The 16,707-nt window shown below is 72.3% G+C and carries 15 protein-coding genes; 12 read left to right on the top strand and 3 right to left on the bottom strand.

The genetic code is table 11. The features are described from left to right. Positions 1-20: 20 nt before the first annotated feature. The 3 genes from ACFC1R_RS00935 to truA all read left to right on the top strand — a co-directional run bounded on the left by ACFC1R_RS00935 (position 21) and on the right by truA (position 2,615). The gene (locus ACFC1R_RS00935) at positions 21-1,043 is read left to right on the top strand and encodes a DNA-directed RNA polymerase subunit alpha (protein WP_030263446.1); all 1,023 of its coding nucleotides are present in this window, start codon (positions 21-23) and stop codon (positions 1,041-1,043) included. A gap of 125 nt (positions 1,044-1,168) precedes the next feature. Further along, positions 1,169-1,639 carry a 50S ribosomal protein L17 gene (gene rplQ, locus ACFC1R_RS00930; RefSeq protein WP_045305878.1) on the top strand — a complete coding sequence of 157 codons (471 nt, stop codon included), beginning with the start codon at positions 1,169-1,171 and terminating at the stop codon, positions 1,637-1,639. 82 nt (positions 1,640-1,721) lie between these two features. Next, complete coding sequence (gene truA, locus ACFC1R_RS00925; protein ID WP_375930906.1) at positions 1,722-2,615, top strand: tRNA pseudouridine(38-40) synthase TruA; 894 nt, start codon at positions 1,722-1,724, stop codon at positions 2,613-2,615. Positions 2,616-2,726: 111 nt separating this feature from the next. Here truA and ACFC1R_RS00920 read toward each other — a convergent pair whose 3' ends face one another. Then, complete coding sequence (locus ACFC1R_RS00920; protein WP_375930626.1) at positions 2,727-3,785, bottom strand: hypothetical protein; 1,059 nt, start codon at positions 3,783-3,785, stop codon at positions 2,727-2,729. 180 nt (positions 3,786-3,965) lie between these two features. On the opposite strand from ACFC1R_RS00920, the gene ACFC1R_RS00915 reads away from it, so the two are divergent. The 4 genes from ACFC1R_RS00915 to glmM all read left to right on the top strand — a co-directional run bounded on the left by ACFC1R_RS00915 (position 3,966) and on the right by glmM (position 8,430). After that, positions 3,966-5,624, top strand: coding sequence for an ABC-F family ATP-binding cassette domain-containing protein (locus ACFC1R_RS00915; RefSeq protein WP_375930623.1), 1,659 nt, complete (start codon positions 3,966-3,968; stop codon positions 5,622-5,624). Between the two features lie 263 nt (positions 5,625-5,887). Further along, the gene (rplM, locus tag ACFC1R_RS00910) at positions 5,888-6,331 is read left to right on the top strand and encodes a 50S ribosomal protein L13 (protein WP_035848207.1); all 444 of its coding nucleotides are present in this window, start codon (positions 5,888-5,890) and stop codon (positions 6,329-6,331) included. Positions 6,332-6,382: 51 nt separating this feature from the next. Then, entirely contained in the window at positions 6,383-6,889 is a 507-nt protein-coding gene (gene rpsI / locus ACFC1R_RS00905; RefSeq protein WP_045305875.1) for a 30S ribosomal protein S9, read from the top strand. Between the two features lie 176 nt (positions 6,890-7,065). Continuing rightward, positions 7,066-8,430, top strand: a complete 1,365-nt coding sequence (glmM, locus tag ACFC1R_RS00900) for a phosphoglucosamine mutase (RefSeq protein WP_375930619.1) — start codon at positions 7,066-7,068, stop codon at positions 8,428-8,430. A 72-nt stretch (positions 8,431-8,502) separates the two neighbouring features. Here the strand turns inward: glmM and coaA are convergent, their stop codons facing one another. Beyond that, positions 8,503-9,492, bottom strand: coding sequence for a type I pantothenate kinase (gene coaA / locus ACFC1R_RS00895; protein ID WP_375930616.1), 990 nt, complete (start codon positions 9,490-9,492; stop codon positions 8,503-8,505). Positions 9,493-9,592: 100 nt separating this feature from the next. Between coaA and glmS the strand changes: the two genes are divergently transcribed. Continuing rightward, positions 9,593-11,449, top strand: coding sequence for a glutamine--fructose-6-phosphate transaminase (isomerizing) (gene glmS / locus ACFC1R_RS00890; protein ID WP_375930613.1), 1,857 nt, complete (start codon positions 9,593-9,595; stop codon positions 11,447-11,449). Positions 11,450-11,513: 64 nt separating this feature from the next. Here the strand turns inward: glmS and cspE are convergent, their stop codons facing one another. Next, a complete protein-coding gene (gene cspE, locus ACFC1R_RS00885) occupies positions 11,514-11,723 on the bottom strand; it encodes a transcription antiterminator/RNA stability regulator CspE (RefSeq protein ID WP_375930610.1) in 210 nt (69 codons plus the stop codon). Between the two features lie 91 nt (positions 11,724-11,814). Between cspE and ACFC1R_RS00880 the strand changes: the two genes are divergently transcribed. The 4 genes from ACFC1R_RS00880 to ACFC1R_RS00865 all read left to right on the top strand — a co-directional run bounded on the left by ACFC1R_RS00880 (position 11,815) and on the right by ACFC1R_RS00865 (position 16,657). Then, the gene (locus tag ACFC1R_RS00880) at positions 11,815-12,183 is read left to right on the top strand and encodes a holo-ACP synthase (RefSeq protein WP_375930607.1); all 369 of its coding nucleotides are present in this window, start codon (positions 11,815-11,817) and stop codon (positions 12,181-12,183) included. Positions 12,184-12,199: 16 nt separating this feature from the next. Next, on the top strand, positions 12,200-13,714 hold the full coding sequence (locus ACFC1R_RS00875; RefSeq protein WP_375930604.1) for an NAD(P)H-hydrate dehydratase: 1,515 nt from the start codon (positions 12,200-12,202) through the stop codon (positions 13,712-13,714). A gap of 349 nt (positions 13,715-14,063) precedes the next feature. Next, on the top strand, positions 14,064-15,263 hold the full coding sequence (gene alr, locus ACFC1R_RS00870; protein WP_375930601.1) for an alanine racemase: 1,200 nt from the start codon (positions 14,064-14,066) through the stop codon (positions 15,261-15,263). Further along, positions 15,260-16,657, top strand: coding sequence for an alpha/beta fold hydrolase (locus ACFC1R_RS00865; protein WP_375930598.1), 1,398 nt, complete (start codon positions 15,260-15,262; stop codon positions 16,655-16,657). The genes alr and ACFC1R_RS00865 overlap by 4 nt, the downstream gene beginning before the upstream one ends. Positions 16,658-16,707: the final 50 nt, after the last annotated feature.

The raw sequence follows: 16,707 nt of genomic DNA, 5'->3' as shown, positions 1-16,707 counted from the left end.
CAACTGGAGGAACACCTCTCATGCTGATCGCTCAGCGTCCCTCGCTGACCGAAGAGGTCGTCGACGAATTCCGCTCGCGGTTCGTGATCGAGCCGCTGGAGCCGGGCTTCGGCTACACCCTCGGCAACTCGCTCCGCCGCACGCTCCTCTCCTCGATCCCCGGCGCTGCTGTCACCAGCATCCGGATCGACGGTGTCCTGCACGAGTTCACCACCGTGCCGGGTGTCAAGGAGGACGTCACCGACCTCATCCTCAACATCAAGCAGCTGGTCGTCTCCTCGGAGCACGACGAGCCGGTCGTGATGTACCTGCGCAAGCAGGGCCCCGGTGTGGTCACCGCCGCCGACATCGCGCCCCCGGCCGGTGTCGAGGTGCACAACCCCGAGCTGGTCCTCGCCACCCTGAACGGCAAGGGCAAGCTGGAGATGGAGCTGACCGTCGAGCGCGGTCGCGGCTACGTCTCCGCCGTGCAGAACAAGGCTTCCGGCCAGGAGATCGGCCGTATCCCGGTCGACTCGATCTACAGCCCCGTGCTGAAGGTCACCTACAAGGTCGAGGCCACCCGTGTCGAGCAGCGGACCGACTTCGACAAGCTGATCGTCGACGTCGAGACCAAGCCCGCCATGCGCCCGCGTGACGCCATGGCCTCGGCCGGCAAGACCCTGGTGGAGCTGTTCGGTCTCGCCCGCGAGCTGAACATCGACGCCGAGGGCATCGACATGGGCCCGTCCCCGACGGACGCCGCCCTGGCCGCCGACCTGGCGCTGCCGATCGAGGAGCTGGAGCTCACCGTTCGGTCGTACAACTGCCTCAAGCGCGAGGGCATCCACACCGTGGGTGAGCTCGTCGCCCGCTCCGAGGCCGACCTGCTCGACATCCGCAACTTCGGTGCGAAGTCGATCGACGAGGTCAAGGCGAAGCTGGCCGGCATGGGCCTGGCCCTCAAGGACAGCCCGCCCGGGTTCGACCCGACCGCTGCCGCCGACGCCTTCGGCGCCGACGACCTGGACGACCAGGGCTACGCGGAGACCGAGCAGTACTAAGAGTTTGAGTCGGGGGCGACTCGTCACGGGTCGCCCCCGATCCATGCAAGTCGTACGGGCACAGTGCCCGTACGCCCGCTGCGGTACCTGATACGGCCGCCGTCGGAGATCCAAGGAGAAATCCCATGCCGCGTCCCACCAAGGGTGCCCGCCTCGGCGGCGGCCCGCACCACGAGCCGCTGCTGCTCGCCGGTCTGTGCCGGGAGCTGTTCCAGTACGGCCGCATCACCACGACCGAGGCCAAGGCCCGTCGGATGCGCCCGCTGGCGGAGAAGCTGATCACCAAGGCGAAGAAGGGCGACATCCACAACCGTCGCCTGGTTCGCAAGACCATCACCGACGTCTCGGTGCTGCACACCCTCTTCACCGAGATCGCGCCGCGCTACGAGAACCGTCCCGGTGGTTACACCCGTATCACCAAGATCGGTCCCCGTCGTGGCGACAACGCCCCGATGGCCGTGATCGAGCTGGTCGAGGCGCTGACCGTCGCGCAGACCGCCGTCGGCGAGGCCGAGGGCGCCACCAAGCGCGCCGTCAAGGAGGCCGACGAGGCTGCGGCCCAGGCCACCGAGACCGCCGAGGTCGAGAACGCCTGACACCTTTAGGTGTGTGACGGGCCCGCTCTCCCAGCGATGGGGGAGCGGGCCCGTTCCTTTCTATCTGGAGTGAGCAGCAGTGCTGAAGGATTGCGAGCAGACGCCGCCGCGGCAGGACGGCCCCGCCGAGGGGTACGTCCGGGTCCGGCTCGATCTGGCCTACCAGGGTGCCGAGTTCTCCGGCTGGGCGCGGCAGCGCGGCCGCCGCACCGTGCAGGAGGAGATCGAGAGCGCGCTGCAGATCGTCACCCGGAGCCCGGAGCCGTACCCGCTGACGGTGGCCGGGCGGACCGACGCCGGGGTGCATGCGCGCGGCCAGGTCGCGCACGTCGACCTGCCGGCCGAGCTGTGGGCCGAGCACGGCGAGAAGCTGCTCCGCAGGCTGGCCGGCCGGCTGCCCGGCGACATCCGGATCTACCGGGTGGGTGAGGCCCCGCACGGCTTCGACGCCCGGTTCGCCGCGATCTGGCGCCGGTACGCCTACCGGGTCGCCGACCATCCGGGCGGGGTCGACCCGCTGCTGCGTGGGCACGTGCTCTGGCACGACCGGCCGCTCGACGTGGAGAAGATGAACGAGGCGGCCCGGCTGCTGCTCGGCGAGCACGACTTCGCCGCGTACTGCAAGAAGCGCGAGGGCGCGACCACCATCCGCACGCTGCTGGAACTGCACTGGGACCGGGTGCCGGTGGACAGCTACGCGAGCCAGGAGGGGACGCTGGCGGTGGCCACGGTCCGGGCGGACGCCTTCTGCCACAACATGGTGCGCTCGCTGGTCGGTGCGATGCTGCTGGTCGGCGACGGGCACCGGTCGGTGGAGTTCCCCGGTGAGGTGCTGGCGGGCCGGGTGCGCAACAGCGCCGTCAACGTGGTCCGGCCGTACGGGCTCACGCTGGAGGAGGTCGGGTACCCGGCCGACGACCAGCTCGCCGAACGCAACCGGGCCTCCCGCCGGATGCGCACCCTGCCGGGGCAGTGACCGCCCGGTGCCGCACGGTGGTCGAAGCGCCCGGGGTGCGGTCGCGGACTTGCCGTCCGGCCGCCGGGGCACTCCGGGTGCGCGGTTCCCGGCGCACCCGGAGTGCTTCGGTCAGTTGCTGGGGGAGGCGGACGGGGAGGCCGGGGGCGGGGAGCCCGCGGGGGTGACGCCGGCGGCGTCCATGGCGGCCTTGCCCCGGGCGGCCAGGATGGTGTTCGCATAGCGGACCAGGTCGCGGGCGGCCACCGGGACGGCCTTGTCCGCCGCGGTCGCGGACTTGCCGTCCGCCCGGCCGGCCAGCGAGCTCATGTAGTAGCGGCCGTAGGAGTCGCGGCTGCTGCGGCAGGCGGCGTCGCCCTGGCAGAACTTCGGGGCGCTCCCGCCCTCGACCAGCGCCTTGACCGTCATCGAGGCGGCGGCCTTGGCCGCCTTCGCGGCGCTCGTGCTGCTCGGGAAGTCCGCGATGGCCAGCGTCACGGCGGTCGCGCCGTTGACGTACGTGGCGCGGAACACGTGCAGGCAGCCGGTGCTCTTCGCGACCTTGGCCAGGTCGGGGTCGACCGCCGCGGAGCAATCCTTGGTCGTGGTGACGTCGGTCGAGGCCAGGGCGTACTGGTGGCCGTTGACCGTGATCTTGTCGTCGGCGAACAGGCTCTTGGGCGTCAGCGGAGCGGTGTCGGTGTTCACCCGGCTCAGGAAGCCCTCGGCCGAGGTCGGCGCGGGAGCCGGCGTGCCGTCGTCGCCGCCGTCGTCGGTGGCGGACGGGCTCGCGCTGGAGGTCGGGGCGGCCACGGGGCCGTCCTTCTTGCCGGAGAGCACCAGGGTGGTGGCGACGATCCCGACCACCGCGGCGACCGCCAGCGCACCGCCGCTGATCATCAGCAGCCGCTTGCGGCGGCGGTTGGCCGCCTCGTTCTGCTCGGCCAGCTCCATCCAGTCCGGCTCGCCCGGGCCGGCGAGCGGCGGGTAGCCGTACCCGCTCTGCGGCGGGTAGCCGTAGCCGCCGCCCTGGGGCGGGTAGCCGTAGGTGGGCTGGGCCGGGGGGTAGCCGTAGCCGGGGACCTGTGACACGGCCTGCGGCGGGAAGCCGCCGGGCTGCTGCGGAGCCTGCTGCTGCGGCTGGGCGTGGGCGGGGAACGGCGATGCCGGAGGTGTCGCCTGCTCAGGCACCGCAGAAGGGTTCTGCGGGTGCTGCTCGCCCGTCTGCTCGCCCGGTCCTGGTGTGCTTGCCGCCCCATCGCTCATAAGCGCGAATTTTAGGGCATGGCACCACCCCGGCCCGGTCCGCATACCGAATCGGTACCGAAATCCGTTTGGGCCGGGGAGGTGCGACGTAGCAAAATCCGACCTATGGGACACGTCGAGATTTCGCACCTTGAGTACTACCTGCCGGACGGACGGGTGCTGTTCGACGACGCGTCCTTCCGGGTGGGCGAGGGCGCCAACGTCGCCCTGGTCGGCGCCAACGGCGCCGGCAAGACCACCCTGCTGCGCATGATCGCCGGGGACGTGCAGCCGCACGGCGGCTCGGTCACGGTCAGCGGCGGTCTCGGGGTGATGCGCCAGTTCGTGGGCACCACCGGCCGCGAGGACCAGCGGGAGACTCCCGGTGCGCTCGCCCCGGACGCCTCCGTGCGCGACCTGCTGGTCTCCGTCGCCCCGCCGAGGATCGCCACCGCCGCCCGTGCGGTGGACGCCGCCGAGCTGGCGATGATGGCGCAGGACGACGAGAAGACGCAGATGGCGTACGCCCAGGCGCTCTCCGACTGGGCCGACGCCGGCGGCTACGACTACGAGACCGACTGGGACGTCTGCACCATGGCGGCCCTCGGCATGCCCTTCGACAAGGCGCAGTGGCGCGGGCTGAACACCCTCTCCGGCGGTGAGCAGAAGCGGCTCGTCCTGGAGGCGCTGCTGCGCGGCCCCGAGGAGGTGCTGCTGCTGGACGAGCCGGACAACTACCTGGACGTCCCGGGCAAGCGCTGGCTGGAGGAGGCGCTCAAGGCCACCCCCAAGACCGTCCTGTTCATCTCGCACGACCGTGAACTGCTCTCGCGCAGCGCCGACAAGATCGTCAGCGTCGAGACGGGTGCGGCGGGCAGCAGCGTCTGGGTGCACGGTTCCGGCTTCGAGTCCTTCCACGAGGCCCGCAAGGAGCGCTTCGAGCGGATCGAGGAGCTCGGCCGCCGCTGGGACGAGGAGCACGCCAAGCTGAAGAAGCTGGTGGTCACCCTGCGCCAGGCGGCCTCGATCAGCCACGACATGGCCTCCCGGTACGCCGCCGCGCAGACCAGGCTCAAGAAGTTCGAGGAGGCGGGCCGCCCCGAGGCGCCGCCGCGCGAGCAGAAGATCAGCATGCGGCTCAAGGGCGGCCGGACGGGCGTGCGCGCCGTCACCCTGGAGAAGCTGGAACTCAGCGGCCTGATGCAGCCCTTCGACCTGGAGGTCTACTACGGCGAGCGGGTGGCCGTGCTGGGTTCCAACGGCTCCGGCAAGTCGCACTTCCTGCGCCTGCTGGCGGGGGACGAGTCGGTGCGGCACTCCGGCCAGTGGAAGCTCGGCGCCCGCGTGGTCGCCGGGCACTTCCGGCAGACCCACGCCCATCCGGAGCTGTTCGGCCGGACGGTCCGCTCGATCATCGAGGAGGAGCACGCGCTCGACCGCAAGGCGGCGATGAGCGCGCTGCGCCGCTACGAGCTGGACCGCCAGGAGGAGCAGCGGTTCGAGTCGCTCTCCGGCGGTCAGCAGGCCAGGCTGATGATCCTCAAGCTGGAGCTGTCCGGGGTGACGGCGCTGCTGCTGGACGAGCCCACCGACAACCTCGACCTGGAGAGCGCCGAGGCCCTCCAGGAGGGCCTGGAGGCGTTCGACGGCACGGTGCTCTGCGTCACCCACGACCGCTGGTTCGCCAGGACCTTCGACCGCTTCCTGGTCTTCGGCTCGGACGGCCGGGTGTACGAGGCGCCCGAGCCGGTCTGGGACGAGACCCGGGTCGTGCGGGACCGATAGCAGGCGCCGTACGGGGCGCGCCTTCGAAAGGACGGCGGCAGTCGACGGGCGGGCCGTTTTTGACCCGTACGGGCCCGGCCGGTAGGCTGGGTGCTTGTTGTGCGTATTGGCTCGCTCCATCTCACGTGAGAGGTCGGTACGCCGGAGATACCAGGCCGACGACCAGCGGCTCCCCTTGAATTGCGTCCAAGCGGGACCAGGCTGATCTCCTCGTCCAGGTGCTCCTGTCAGGACTCACTCACTGAAAAGCGAAGGCTACGACCGTGCGTACGTACAGCCCCAAGCCCGGCGACGTCCAGCGTCAGTGGCACGTCATCGACGCGACCGACGTCGTGCTCGGCCGCCTGGCTTCCCAGGCCGCCAACCTCCTCCGGGGCAAGCACAAGGCGATCTACGCGCCGCACGTTGACACTGGTGACTTCGTCATCATCATCAACGCGGACAAGGTGCACCTGTCGGGTAACAAGAAGACCCAGAAGCTGGCCTACCGCCACAGCGGTTTCCCGGGCGGTCTCCGCTCGGTCCGCTACGACGACCTCCTGGACAAGAACCCGGAGAAGGCCGTCGAGAAGGCCATCAAGGGCATGATCCCCAAGAACAGCCTGGGCCGCCAGATGCTCTCGAAGCTCAAGGTCTACTCGGGCGACCAGCACCCGCACGCTGCCCAGCAGCCGGTGCCGTTCGAGATCACCCAGGTCGCGCAGTAATTCCGGCCACCCCACCCCATCACTGATTTTTAGCAGGAGCTGAGGAACACCGTGGCCGAGACTGCCATCGAGAACACCCTCGAGGTCGAGTTCGACGACACCGTCGTCGAGGACTACACCTCCGAGACCGAGTACACCTCCGAGTCGCTGGCCGGCCGCTTCGGCGAGGCCGTCCCCGGCGCCGGCCTCGGCCGCCGCAAGGAGGCGATCGCCCGCGTGCGCATCGTCCCGGGCACCGGCCAGTGGAAGATCAACGGTCGCACCCTGGAGAACTACTTCCCCAACAAGGTGCACCAGCAGACCGTCAACGAGCCCTTCAAGCTGCTCGAGCTGGACGGCCGTTACGACGTTGTCGCCCGCATCTCGGGTGGCGGCGTCTCCGGTCAGGCCTACGCGCTGCGCCTCGGTGTCGCCCGTGCCCTGAACGAGGCCGACGTGGACAACAACCGCGGCGCCCTCAAGAAGGCCGGCTTCCTGACCCGTGACGCCCGCGCCGTCGAGCGCAAGAAGGCCGGTCTCAAGAAGGCCCGTAAGGCCCCGCAGTACAGCAAGCGCTAAGCACCTCCGCCGGGGGGCGTACCATCTGCGATGGTTCGCACCCTTGGGTGCAGTCGTACGCCCCGGAGCACCCCGTGTGCTCCGGGGCGTCGTGCTTTTCTCCCCTTCACGCCTGTGCGGAGGCCGGGGAGCCGCGAGAAATTGGCCAGTAACTTTGGCGACGGAGGACCAGGAACGTGGGACGACTCTTCGGTACGGATGGTGTGCGCGGTGTGGCCAATGAGGGCCTGACCGCCGAACTGGCGCTCGGCCTGTCGGTGGCGGCCGCGCACGTACTCGGCGATGCGGGGGCTTTCGAGGGGCACCGCCCGGTCGCGGTGGTGGGCCGCGATCCGCGTGCGTCCGGTGAGTTCCTGGAGGCCGCGGTGATCGCCGGCCTGGCGAGCGCGGGCGTGGACGTGCTGCGGGTCGGCGTGCTGCCGACGCCCGCCGTGGCGTACCTGACCGGCGCGCTCGGCGCCGACTTCGGCGTGATGCTCTCGGCCAGCCACAACGCGATGCCGGACAACGGCATCAAGTTCCTCGCCCGCGGCGGCCACAAGCTGGACGACGCCATCGAGGACGCCATCGAGGCGCACTACGCCCGCTACGGCGTCGGTGACGAGAACTGGAGCCGCCCGACCGGCGAGGCCGTCGGCCGGGTCCGCCAGTACACCGAGGGCTTCGACCGGTACGTCGCCCACCTGATCGGCGTACTGCCGAACCGCCTGGACGGCATCAAGGTCGTCATCGACGGCGCCCACGGCGCGGCCGCCCGGGTCGCCCCCGAGGCCTTCGCCCGCGCGGGCGCCGAGGTCGTGCACACCCTGGGCACCGAGCCGACCGGCCTCAACATCAACGACGGCGTCGGCTCGACCCACCTGGACAAGCTGCGCGCCGCGATGCAGGAGCACCGGGCCGACCTCGGCATCGCCCTGGACGGCGACGCCGACCGCTGCCTGGCGGCCGACGCGGACGGCAACGAGGTGGACGGCGACCAGATCATCGCCATCCTCGCGGTCGCCATGAAGGAGGCCGGCACGCTGCGCCGCAACACCGCCGTCGCCACCGTGATGTCCAACCTGGGCTTCAAGCAGGCGATGCAGCGCGAGGGCATCGACCTGGTCGAGACCGCGGTCGGCGACCGGTACGTGCTGGAGGCGATGAAGGCGGAGGGCTACGCGCTGGGCGGCGAGCAGTCCGGGCACGTCATCCTGCTGGACCACGCCACCACCGGCGACGGCACGCTGACCGGTCTGATGCTCGGCGCCCGCCTGGCGGCCACCAAGCAGCCGCTGGCCGACCTGGCCGCGGTGATGACCCGGCTGCCGCAGGTCCTGATCAACGTCAAGGGCGTGGACCGGACCCGGGTGACCACCTCGGTGGAGCTCTCGCAGGCGGTCAAGGAGGCCGAGACCGAGCTGGGTGACACCGGCCGGGTGCTGCTGCGCCCCTCGGGCACCGAGCCGCTGGTCCGGGTGATGGTCGAGGCGGCCGACGCGGTGCAGGCCAAGGCGGTTGCCGAGGAGCTCGCCGAAGCCGTCCGCACCCACCTCGGCTGAGCGGGCGTCAACCCGGGCTGAATGCCGGTCAGCAGCCCCCCGTCCACCGGGCGGGGGGCTGCTGAGCGTTCGTCAGAGCTTGCGCAGCAGTGCCCGGCGGACCTTGTGGTCCGGGCCCTTCTGCAGGACCAGGGTGGCCCGGCCGCGGGTGGGCAGGACGTTCTCCACCAGGTTCGGCTTGTTGATGGTGCGCCAGACCTGGCGGCCGTACTCCATCGCCTCCTCCTCGGGCACTTCGGTGAAGCGCCGGAAGTAGGAGTTGGGGTCCTGGAAGGCGGTGTCGCGCAGCTTCCTGAACCGGTCCAGGTACCAGGTCTCGATGTCGTCGGTACGGGCGTCCACGTAGATCGAGAAGTCGAAGTAGTCGGCCACCGCGAGCCGGGTGCGGCCGTCGGTGCCCGGCAGGGCGGGCTGGAGCACGTTCAGGCCCTCGACGATCAGGATGTCCGGGCGCTCCACGGTGAGCCGCATCTCCGGCACGATGTCGTAGACCAGGTGCGAGTACACCGGCGCGGAGACCCGCTCCTTGCCGGCCTTCACGTCCGCCACGAAGCGCATCAGCGCCCGGCGGTCGTACGACTCCGGGAAGCCCTTGCGGGCCATCAGGCCGCGGCGGCGCAGCTCGGCGTTGGGGAGCAGGAAGCCGTCGGTGGTGACCAGCTCGACCCGGGGGTGCTCCGGCCAGCGGGCGAGCAGTGCCTGCAGCAGCCGGGCGGTGGTGGACTTGCCGACCGCGACCGAGCCCGCCACCCCGATCACGAACGGGGTGCGGATGCGCTCGGTGTCCGAGGTGTCCAGGAACGTGCCCAGCGCGCCGCGCAGTTCGTGCGTGGCGTGGATGTAGAGGTTGAGCAGCCGGGAGAGCGGCAGGTAGACGTCCCTGACCTCGTCCAGGTCGAGTGCCGTGCCCAGGCCGCGGAGTCGCTCGACCTCCGCGGCGGTCAGCGGCAGCGGCGTGCGCTCGCGCAGGGCGCTCCACTCGGCCCGGTCCAGATCCACGTACGGGGAAGGGGTCGGCGTGGGGGCGCCCCGCGTACAGAGTTCGGTCAGCACATGCTCCATTGTGAGCGGTCGTGGACCACCTGGGTGGTGTGGTGTCGGTCACGGGTGGTCGCCGACCGGCGTTTATAGGCCGAACGCCGCCACGCTTATGCTGGCTCACATGTGCGGAATTGTTGGATATGTGGGGTCTCAGACGGCCCTCGACGTAGTGATCGCCGGACTGCAGCGGCTGGAGTACCGAGGGTACGACTCCGCCGGTGTGGCCCTGCAGACCCGAGGCGCCGACGGGCAGTGGAGCCTCGCCACCGACAAGCGGGCCGGGAAGCTCGCCAACCTTCAGAAGTCTCTCGCCGAGACGCCGCTGCCCGGCGGCACCACCGGCATCGGTCACACCCGTTGGGCCACCCACGGCGGCCCGACCGACGCCAATGCCCACCCTCACCTGGACGACCTCCAGAAGGTCGCCGTCGTCCACAACGGCATCATCGAGAACTTCGCCCAGCTGCGTGCGGCGATCGCCGAGCGCGGCCACACCCTGCGCTCGGAGACCGACACCGAGGTGGTCGCCCACCTGCTGGCCGAGGCCTACGACGGTGACCTGGCCGAGGCCATGCGGGCCGTCTGCCGCCAGCTGGACGGCGCGTTCACCCTGGTCGCGGTGCACGCGGACGCCCCGGACGTGGTGGTCGGCGCCCGCCGCAACTCCCCGCTGGTGGTCGGCCGCGGCGAGGGCGAGAACTTCCTGGCCTCCGACGTCGCCGCCTTCATCGCGCACACCCGCGAGGCGATCGAGCTGGGCCAGGACCAGGTCGTCGAGCTGCGCCGCGAGGGCGTGACCGTCACCAACTTCGACGGCACCCCGGCCGAGGTGCGCGAGTACCACGTCGACTGGGACGCCTCCGCCGCCGAGAAGGGCGGCTACGACTACTTCATGCTCAAGGAGATCGCCGAGCAGCCGAAGGCCGTCGCCGACACCCTGCTCGGCCGGATCGGCACCGACGGCCGGCTGACCCTGGACGAGCTGCGGATCTCCGACTCCGTGCTGCGCGAGATCGACAAGGTCGTCATCGTCGCGTGCGGTACCGCTTACCACGCGGGCATGATCGCCAAGTACGCGATCGAGCACTGGACCCGCATCCCGTGCGAGGTCGAGGTCGCCTCGGAGTTCCGCTACCGCGACCCGATCATGGACGACCGCACCCTGGTCGTCGCGATCTCGCAGTCCGGCGAGACCATGGACACCCTGATGGCGCTGCGCCACGCGCGTGAGCAGGGCGCCAAGGTGCTGGCGATCTGCAACACCAACGGCTCGACCATCCCGCGCGAGTCGGACGCGGTGCTGTACACGCACGCCGGTCCCGAGGTCGCGGTCGCGTCGACCAAGGCGTTCCTGACCCAGCTGGTGGCCTGCTACCTGGTCGCGCTCTACCTCGGCCAGGTGCGCGGCACCAAGTGGGGCGACGAGATCTTCGACATCATCCGCGAGCTCGGCGACGCGCCGAAGCAGGTGGAGCAGGTGCTGGAGACCATGGAGCCGGTGCGCGAGCTGGCCCGCTCGCTGGCCGACGCCAAGTCGGTGCTGTTCCTCGGCCGCCACGTCGGTTTCCCGGTGGCCCTGGAGGGTGCGCTCAAGCTCAAGGAGCTGGCGTACATGCACGCCGAGGGCTTCGCGGCGGGCGAGCTCAAGCACGGCCCGATCGCGCTGATCGAGGAGGGTCTGCCGGTCGTCGTGGTCGTGCCGTCCCCGCGTGGGCGCTCGATCCTGCACGACAAGATCGTCTCCAACATCCAGGAGATCCGGGCCCGTGGCGCCCGCACGATCGTGATCGCCGAGGAGGGTGACGAGGCGGTCGTGCCGTACGCCGACCACCTGATCCGCATCCCGGCCACCCCGACCCTGCTGCAGCCGCTGGTGTCGACCGTTCCGCTCCAGGTCTTCGCCTGCGAGCTGGCCACCGCCAAGGGCCACGAGGTGGACCAGCCGCGCAACCTGGCCAAGTCGGTCACGGTGGAGTAGCAGGCACGGCCGTGGGCCCGCCCTCCCCGGTTCCCCGGGGAGGGCGGGCCTTCGCGTGTGCGGGTCAGACCGCCGTCACGTTGGCGGCCGACGGGCCCTTCTGGCCCTCCTGGATCTCGAACTCCACGTCCTGGCCCTCCGCAAGGGTCTTGAAGCCGTTGCCCTGAATGGCGCTGAAGTGGACGAACACGTCCTTGCTGCCGTCAGCGGGGCTGATGAAGCCGAACCCCTTGGACTCGTTGAACCACTTGACCTGACCCTTGATCTTCGCCATGGGTGCTTCCCTCTGCCTGGTGCGGATGTGACTGCAATCCTTTCCAGTGACCCGCCGTTCCATGTGGGAGATCGCGTAAGGAGTTGCCGGGGTGATCATCGGGGTCGGGATCGACGTCGCGGCGATCGAGCGCTTCGGGGCCGCACTGGCGCGGACGCCGGGCACGGCCGGACGGCTGTTCACCGAGGCCGAGCTGCTGCTGCCGTCCGGAGAGCGCCGCGGCGCGGCCTCGCTGGCAGCGCGTTTCGCCGCCAAGGAGGCGCTGGCCAAGGCGCTCGGTGCACCCGCCGGGCTGCGCTGGACGGACGCCGAGGTGCACACCGAGGAGTCCGGGCGCCCCGTACTGCGGGTGACCGGTACGGTCGCGGCCCGGGCGGCGGAGCTGGGCGTGACGTCGTGGCACGTATCGCTCAGCCACGACGCGGGCGTAGCGTCGGCGGTAGTGATCGCCGAAGGCTGACCCCGGGGAGGGCACCGTGCGCCACGCACACACGGTCGAGCAGGTACGCGCGGCGGAGGCCGAGCTGATGGCCCGGCTGCCCGACGGCACCCTGATGCAGCGGGCCGCCGCCGGACTGGCCGCGACCTGCGCCCGGTTGCTCGGACGGGTGTACGGCAGCCGGGTGGTGGTGCTCGCGGGCAGCGGGGACAACGGCGGCGACGCGCTGTACGCGGGCGCCCGGCTGGCCGGGCGCGGCGCGGCGGTCAGCGCGATCCTGCTCTCACCCGAACGGGTCCACGCGGGCGGCCTGGCCGCGCTGCGGGCGGCGGGCGGCCGGGTGACGTCCGATCAGCGGGCCTTCGAACGGGCCGACCTGGTGCTCGACGGGATCGTCGGCATCGGCGGCCGGGGCGGGCTGCGGCCCGAGGCGCAGCCGTACGCGACCGCCGGGCGGCGGGGTGCGGTGGTCGCCGTCGATGTCCCGAGCGGAGTCGACCCCGACAGCGGCGAGGTGCCCGGCGTCGCGCTGCGGGCGGACGTGACGGTGTGCTTCGGCACCTACAAACCGGGGCTGCTGATCGACCCCGCCGCCTCGTACGTGGGCGCGCTCCAGCTGGTGGACATCGGTCTGGAACTGCCCCGGCCCGCCGTGACGGTCCTCCAGCACGCGGATCTGGCCGCACTGCTTCCGGTGCCGTCGGCGGAGAGCGACAAGTACCGGCGGGGCGTCGTCGGGGTCGCGGCGGGATCGGCGCGCTACCCGGGGGCGGCGCTGCTGGCGGTGGCCGGGGCGCTGCGGGGCGGTGCGGGCGCGGTGCGGTACGTGGGCACGGCGGCCGAGGAGGTGGTGCGGCGCTTTCCCGAGACGCTGGTCACCGAGGGATCGCCGGCCGGGGCCGGGCGGGTGCAGGCCTGGGTGGTCGGGCCCGGCTCCGGCGACGGAGCCGCCCGGGCGCTGGAGGAGGCGCTGGCCGGGCAGGTCCCGGTCCTGGTCGACGCGGACGGCCTGACCGAACTGGCCCGCCTCGGCCCGGCCGCCCTGGCCGGACGTACCGCGCCCACCGTGCTCACCCCGCACACGGGCGAGGCCGCCCGGCTGCTGGCGGGGGCGGGTCCGGGGGGCGCCGGCGGAGCCGGTGGTCCGACGGCGCGCGCTTCCGCGGAGCGGGCCGCGCCGCCCGCAGCGCAGGAGCTGGCCGCGGCCCGGCTGGCCACCGCGCGCCGGCTGGCCGAGGCGTACGGGGCGACGGTGCTGCTCAAGGGCTCCACGACGGTGATCGCCACGCCCGAGGGCGACGTACGGGTGAACCCGACCGGGACACCGTGGCTGGCCACGGCGGGCAGCGGCGACGTGCTCTCCGGCCTGGCGGGCTCGCTGCTCGCCGCCGGCCTCGGCCCGCTCGACGCCGCCTCGGCCGCCGCCTACCTGCACGGGCTGGCCGGCCGCGAGGCCGCCGAGGGCGGCGCCCCGGCCACCGCTCTGGACGTCGCCGCCGCCCTTCCCGCCGCCTGGCGGACCGTCCGGGCAGCCGCGCGGGGACGCGACTAGCCCTCCGCCCAGCAGCGCCCTCGGCTCTCCCGACCGAGGGGGCGGCCCGGTACCGGCGTGGCGGGTCACCTGGGCCCCGGCGGCCCCGGCGGTGTGCTGGCCGGTCGGCCGGGTGGCTCGGGACCCGGTGGCCGGGTGGCAGGGAGCCAGCGGTCGGGGCGAGGACGGGCGGGCATCCGGTCGGTCCTCCCGTCGGTGACGGCGGTGTTTCCCGCGGTTCCCCGCGCTGCCGGGACCGTGCGTCCTCCGGGAACCTCGAAGGGTTCCGGAGGCGTCTTCAGGGGTTCTGCCGCCGCGTCGACCAGGGGTTCGGCGGAGGCGCCGCGCGGGTCTGGGAGACTGATACGCGATGACAACTGCGAACACGACCGGTCCGGCCCTCCTCACGCACGGGGCCCGGGTCGAGGCGACCATCGATCTGGCCGCCCTGCGCGGGAATCTGGCCGCGCTGCGGGACCGTACCGGCGGCCCTGCGCTGATGGCGGTGGTCAAGGCGGACGCCTACGGCCACGGCGCGGTTCAGTGTGCCCGGGAGGCCGTCGCGGCGGGCGTGACCTGGCTGGGCACGGCCACGCCGGAGGAGGCGCTGGCGCTGCGCGCGGCCGGGATCGGTCCGGACCGGGCGCGCGTGCTGTGCTGGCTCTGGACTCCCGGCGGCCCCTGGCAGCAGGCGCTCCGCGCCCAGCTGGACGTCTCGGTCAGCGGCCAGTGGGCCCTGGACGAGCTGCTGGCGGCGGTCCGCGCGACCGGGATCAGCGCCCGGGTGCACCTGAAGGCCGACACCGGCCTGGGCCGCAACGGCTGCCAGCCGCGCGACTGGCCGGAACTGGTCGGACGGCTGCTGCAGGCCGAGGCCGAGGGCCTGCTCGAAGTGGTCGGCATCTGGTCGCACTTCGCCGCGGCGGACGAACCGGGCCACCCGTCGATCCAGGCCCAGCTGGACGCCTTCTCCGCCGCGCTGGCCCATGCCGAGGACGCCGGGCTCCGACCGGAGGTGCGGCACATCGCCAACTCCCCGGCGACCCTGCTGCTCCCGCAGTCGCACTACGACATGGTCCGTACCGGCCTGGCGATGTACGGGGTGTCCCCGGTCCCCGAGGTCGGCTCGCCGGCCGACTTCGGGCTGCGCCCGGTGATGGCGCTGACGACCAGGCTCGCGCTGGTGAAGTCGGTCCCCGGCGGCCACGGCGTCAGCTACGGGCACCACTACACGACCCCCGGCGAGACCACCCTGGGCCTGGTCCCGGTCGGGTACGCCGACGGCATCCCGCGCCACGCCAGCGGGGCCGGCCCGGTGCAGATCGGCGGCAAGTGGCGGACGGCCGCGGGCCGGGTCGCGATGGACCAGTTCGTGGTGGACCTGGGCGGCGACACGCCCGAGGCCGGCGAGGAGGTCCTGGTCTTCGGCACCGGCGAGCGCGGCGAGCCGACGGCCGAGGACTGGGCCCTGGCCAGCGGCACCATCGCGTACGAGATCGTCACCCGGATCGGTGCCCGGGTGCCCCGCCGGTACGTGGGCGGCTCACAGGGACCGGGTCCGCGGCCGTGAGCGAGCCGACCGGCAGCAGCCCGGTGGCCGCCGTGGCGAAGGTCGCGAAGGCCGCCGAGTCGGCCTCGGCCGGGGTGAGCCGGGCCGGTCTGATCGGCATCTCGGTCGGCGTGGTCGCGGCCGGTGCCGCCGCCGGCGTGGCGATAGAGCGCCTGACGGTCGGCCGCACCATGCGCCGCCGGGCGCGCCAGGAGCTGGACGCCGCCGCACCGTACGGTTCGCTGCGCGGCCGCCCGCACACCGTGACCGCCCCGGACGGCACCCAGCTGTACGTGGAACTGGACGGCACCGGCTGGCCGGACCCGGTCCAGGTGCACCCGGAGGAGAACCGGACCGGGCGCGGCTGGTTCACCCGCAAGCGCGGTGAGGGCCAGGTCGACCGGACCGGCCTGCCCGGGCTGCTGGCGGGCTCGGGCGCGCTGGTGGGGGCGGCCAACCGCCGCAGCTTCGGAGCCGTCCACCAGTCGCGGCCCCCACTGACCGTGATCTTCTGCCACGGCTACTGCCTCGCCCAGGACAGCTGGCACTTCCAGCGCGCCGCGCTGCGCGAGGGCATGCGGCTGGTCTTCTGGGACCAGCGCAGCCACGGCCGCTCCGAGCGCTCCCGGTCCTACCTGAACGGGGAGCTCGCCTCGATCGACCAGCTGGGCGGCGACCTCAAGGCCGTCATCGACGCGGTCGCCCCCGAGGGCCCGATCGTGCTGGTCGGCCACTCGATGGGCGGCATGACCGTGATGGCCCTGGCCGACCAGCACCCCGAGCTGTTCGGCGCGGGGGCGGCCGAGGGCGCGGGCAGGGTGGCCGCGGTCGCCCTGATCGGCACCCTGGCCGGCGACTGGGACTCCGTCACCCTCGGGCTGCCCGCGGCCGGTGCCAAACTGCTGCGCCGTCTCGCCCCCGGGGTGGTGCGGCTGCTCGGCCGCCAGGTCGAACTGGTGGAGGCCACCCGCCGGCTCGGCGCGGACCTGACGAGTGTGCTGTACCGCAGGTTCTCGTTCGGGACCAAGGACGTGGACCCGGCCGTGGTCCGGTTCGCCGAGCAACTGCTGGACGCCACCCCGATCGACGTGGTCGCCGAGTTCTACCCGGCCTTCAGCGCCCACGAGAAGACTGCCGCGCTCGCCACCCTGCGCGCCGTCCCGACCCTCGTCCTGGCCGGCACCAAGGATCTGCTCACCCCGCCCGAGCACAGCGAGACGATCGCCCGCGAGCTGCCCGACGCGGAGCTGGTGCTCGTCCAGGACGCGGGTCACCTGGTGATGCTGGAACGCCCCGAGCTGGTGGACCAGCGGCTCGCCGCCCTGCTCCGGCAGGCCGTCGAGCACGTCGGTGCGGCACCGCTGCCGCCGGCCGTACGCGACCTGGCAGGGGCGGACGGCAGCCCCGAAGCATGAACCGCGGCCCGGACCGGACCGGATCCGACCGGACCCGTCCCGGCCCGACG

Source organism: Kitasatospora sp. NPDC056138, assembly GCF_042264695.1.
Lineage (GTDB): Bacteria > Actinomycetota > Actinomycetes > Streptomycetales > Streptomycetaceae > Kitasatospora.
The sequence above is the reverse complement of the archived record's forward strand: the minus strand, read 5'-3'. Positions and strand labels throughout refer to the sequence as shown.

What these genes read in the sequence shown, in the direction of transcription:
- cspE (WP_375930610.1), bottom strand. Translation starts at nt 11,723, where the DNA reads ATGGCGAAGATCAAGGGTCAGGTCAAGTGGTTCAACGAGTCCAAGGGG.
- glmS (WP_375930613.1), top strand. Translation starts at nt 9,593, where the DNA reads ATGTGCGGAATTGTTGGATATGTGGGGTCTCAGACGGCCCTCGACGTA.
- alr (WP_375930601.1), top strand. Translation starts at nt 14,064, where the DNA reads ATGACAACTGCGAACACGACCGGTCCGGCCCTCCTCACGCACGGGGCC.
- rplQ (WP_045305878.1), top strand. Translation starts at nt 1,169, where the DNA reads ATGCCGCGTCCCACCAAGGGTGCCCGCCTCGGCGGCGGCCCGCACCAC.
- ACFC1R_RS00935 (WP_030263446.1), top strand. Translation starts at nt 21, where the DNA reads ATGCTGATCGCTCAGCGTCCCTCGCTGACCGAAGAGGTCGTCGACGAA.
- coaA (WP_375930616.1), bottom strand. Translation starts at nt 9,492, where the DNA reads ATGGAGCATGTGCTGACCGAACTCTGTACGCGGGGCGCCCCCACGCCG.
- ACFC1R_RS00915 (WP_375930623.1), top strand. Translation starts at nt 3,966, where the DNA reads ATGGGACACGTCGAGATTTCGCACCTTGAGTACTACCTGCCGGACGGA.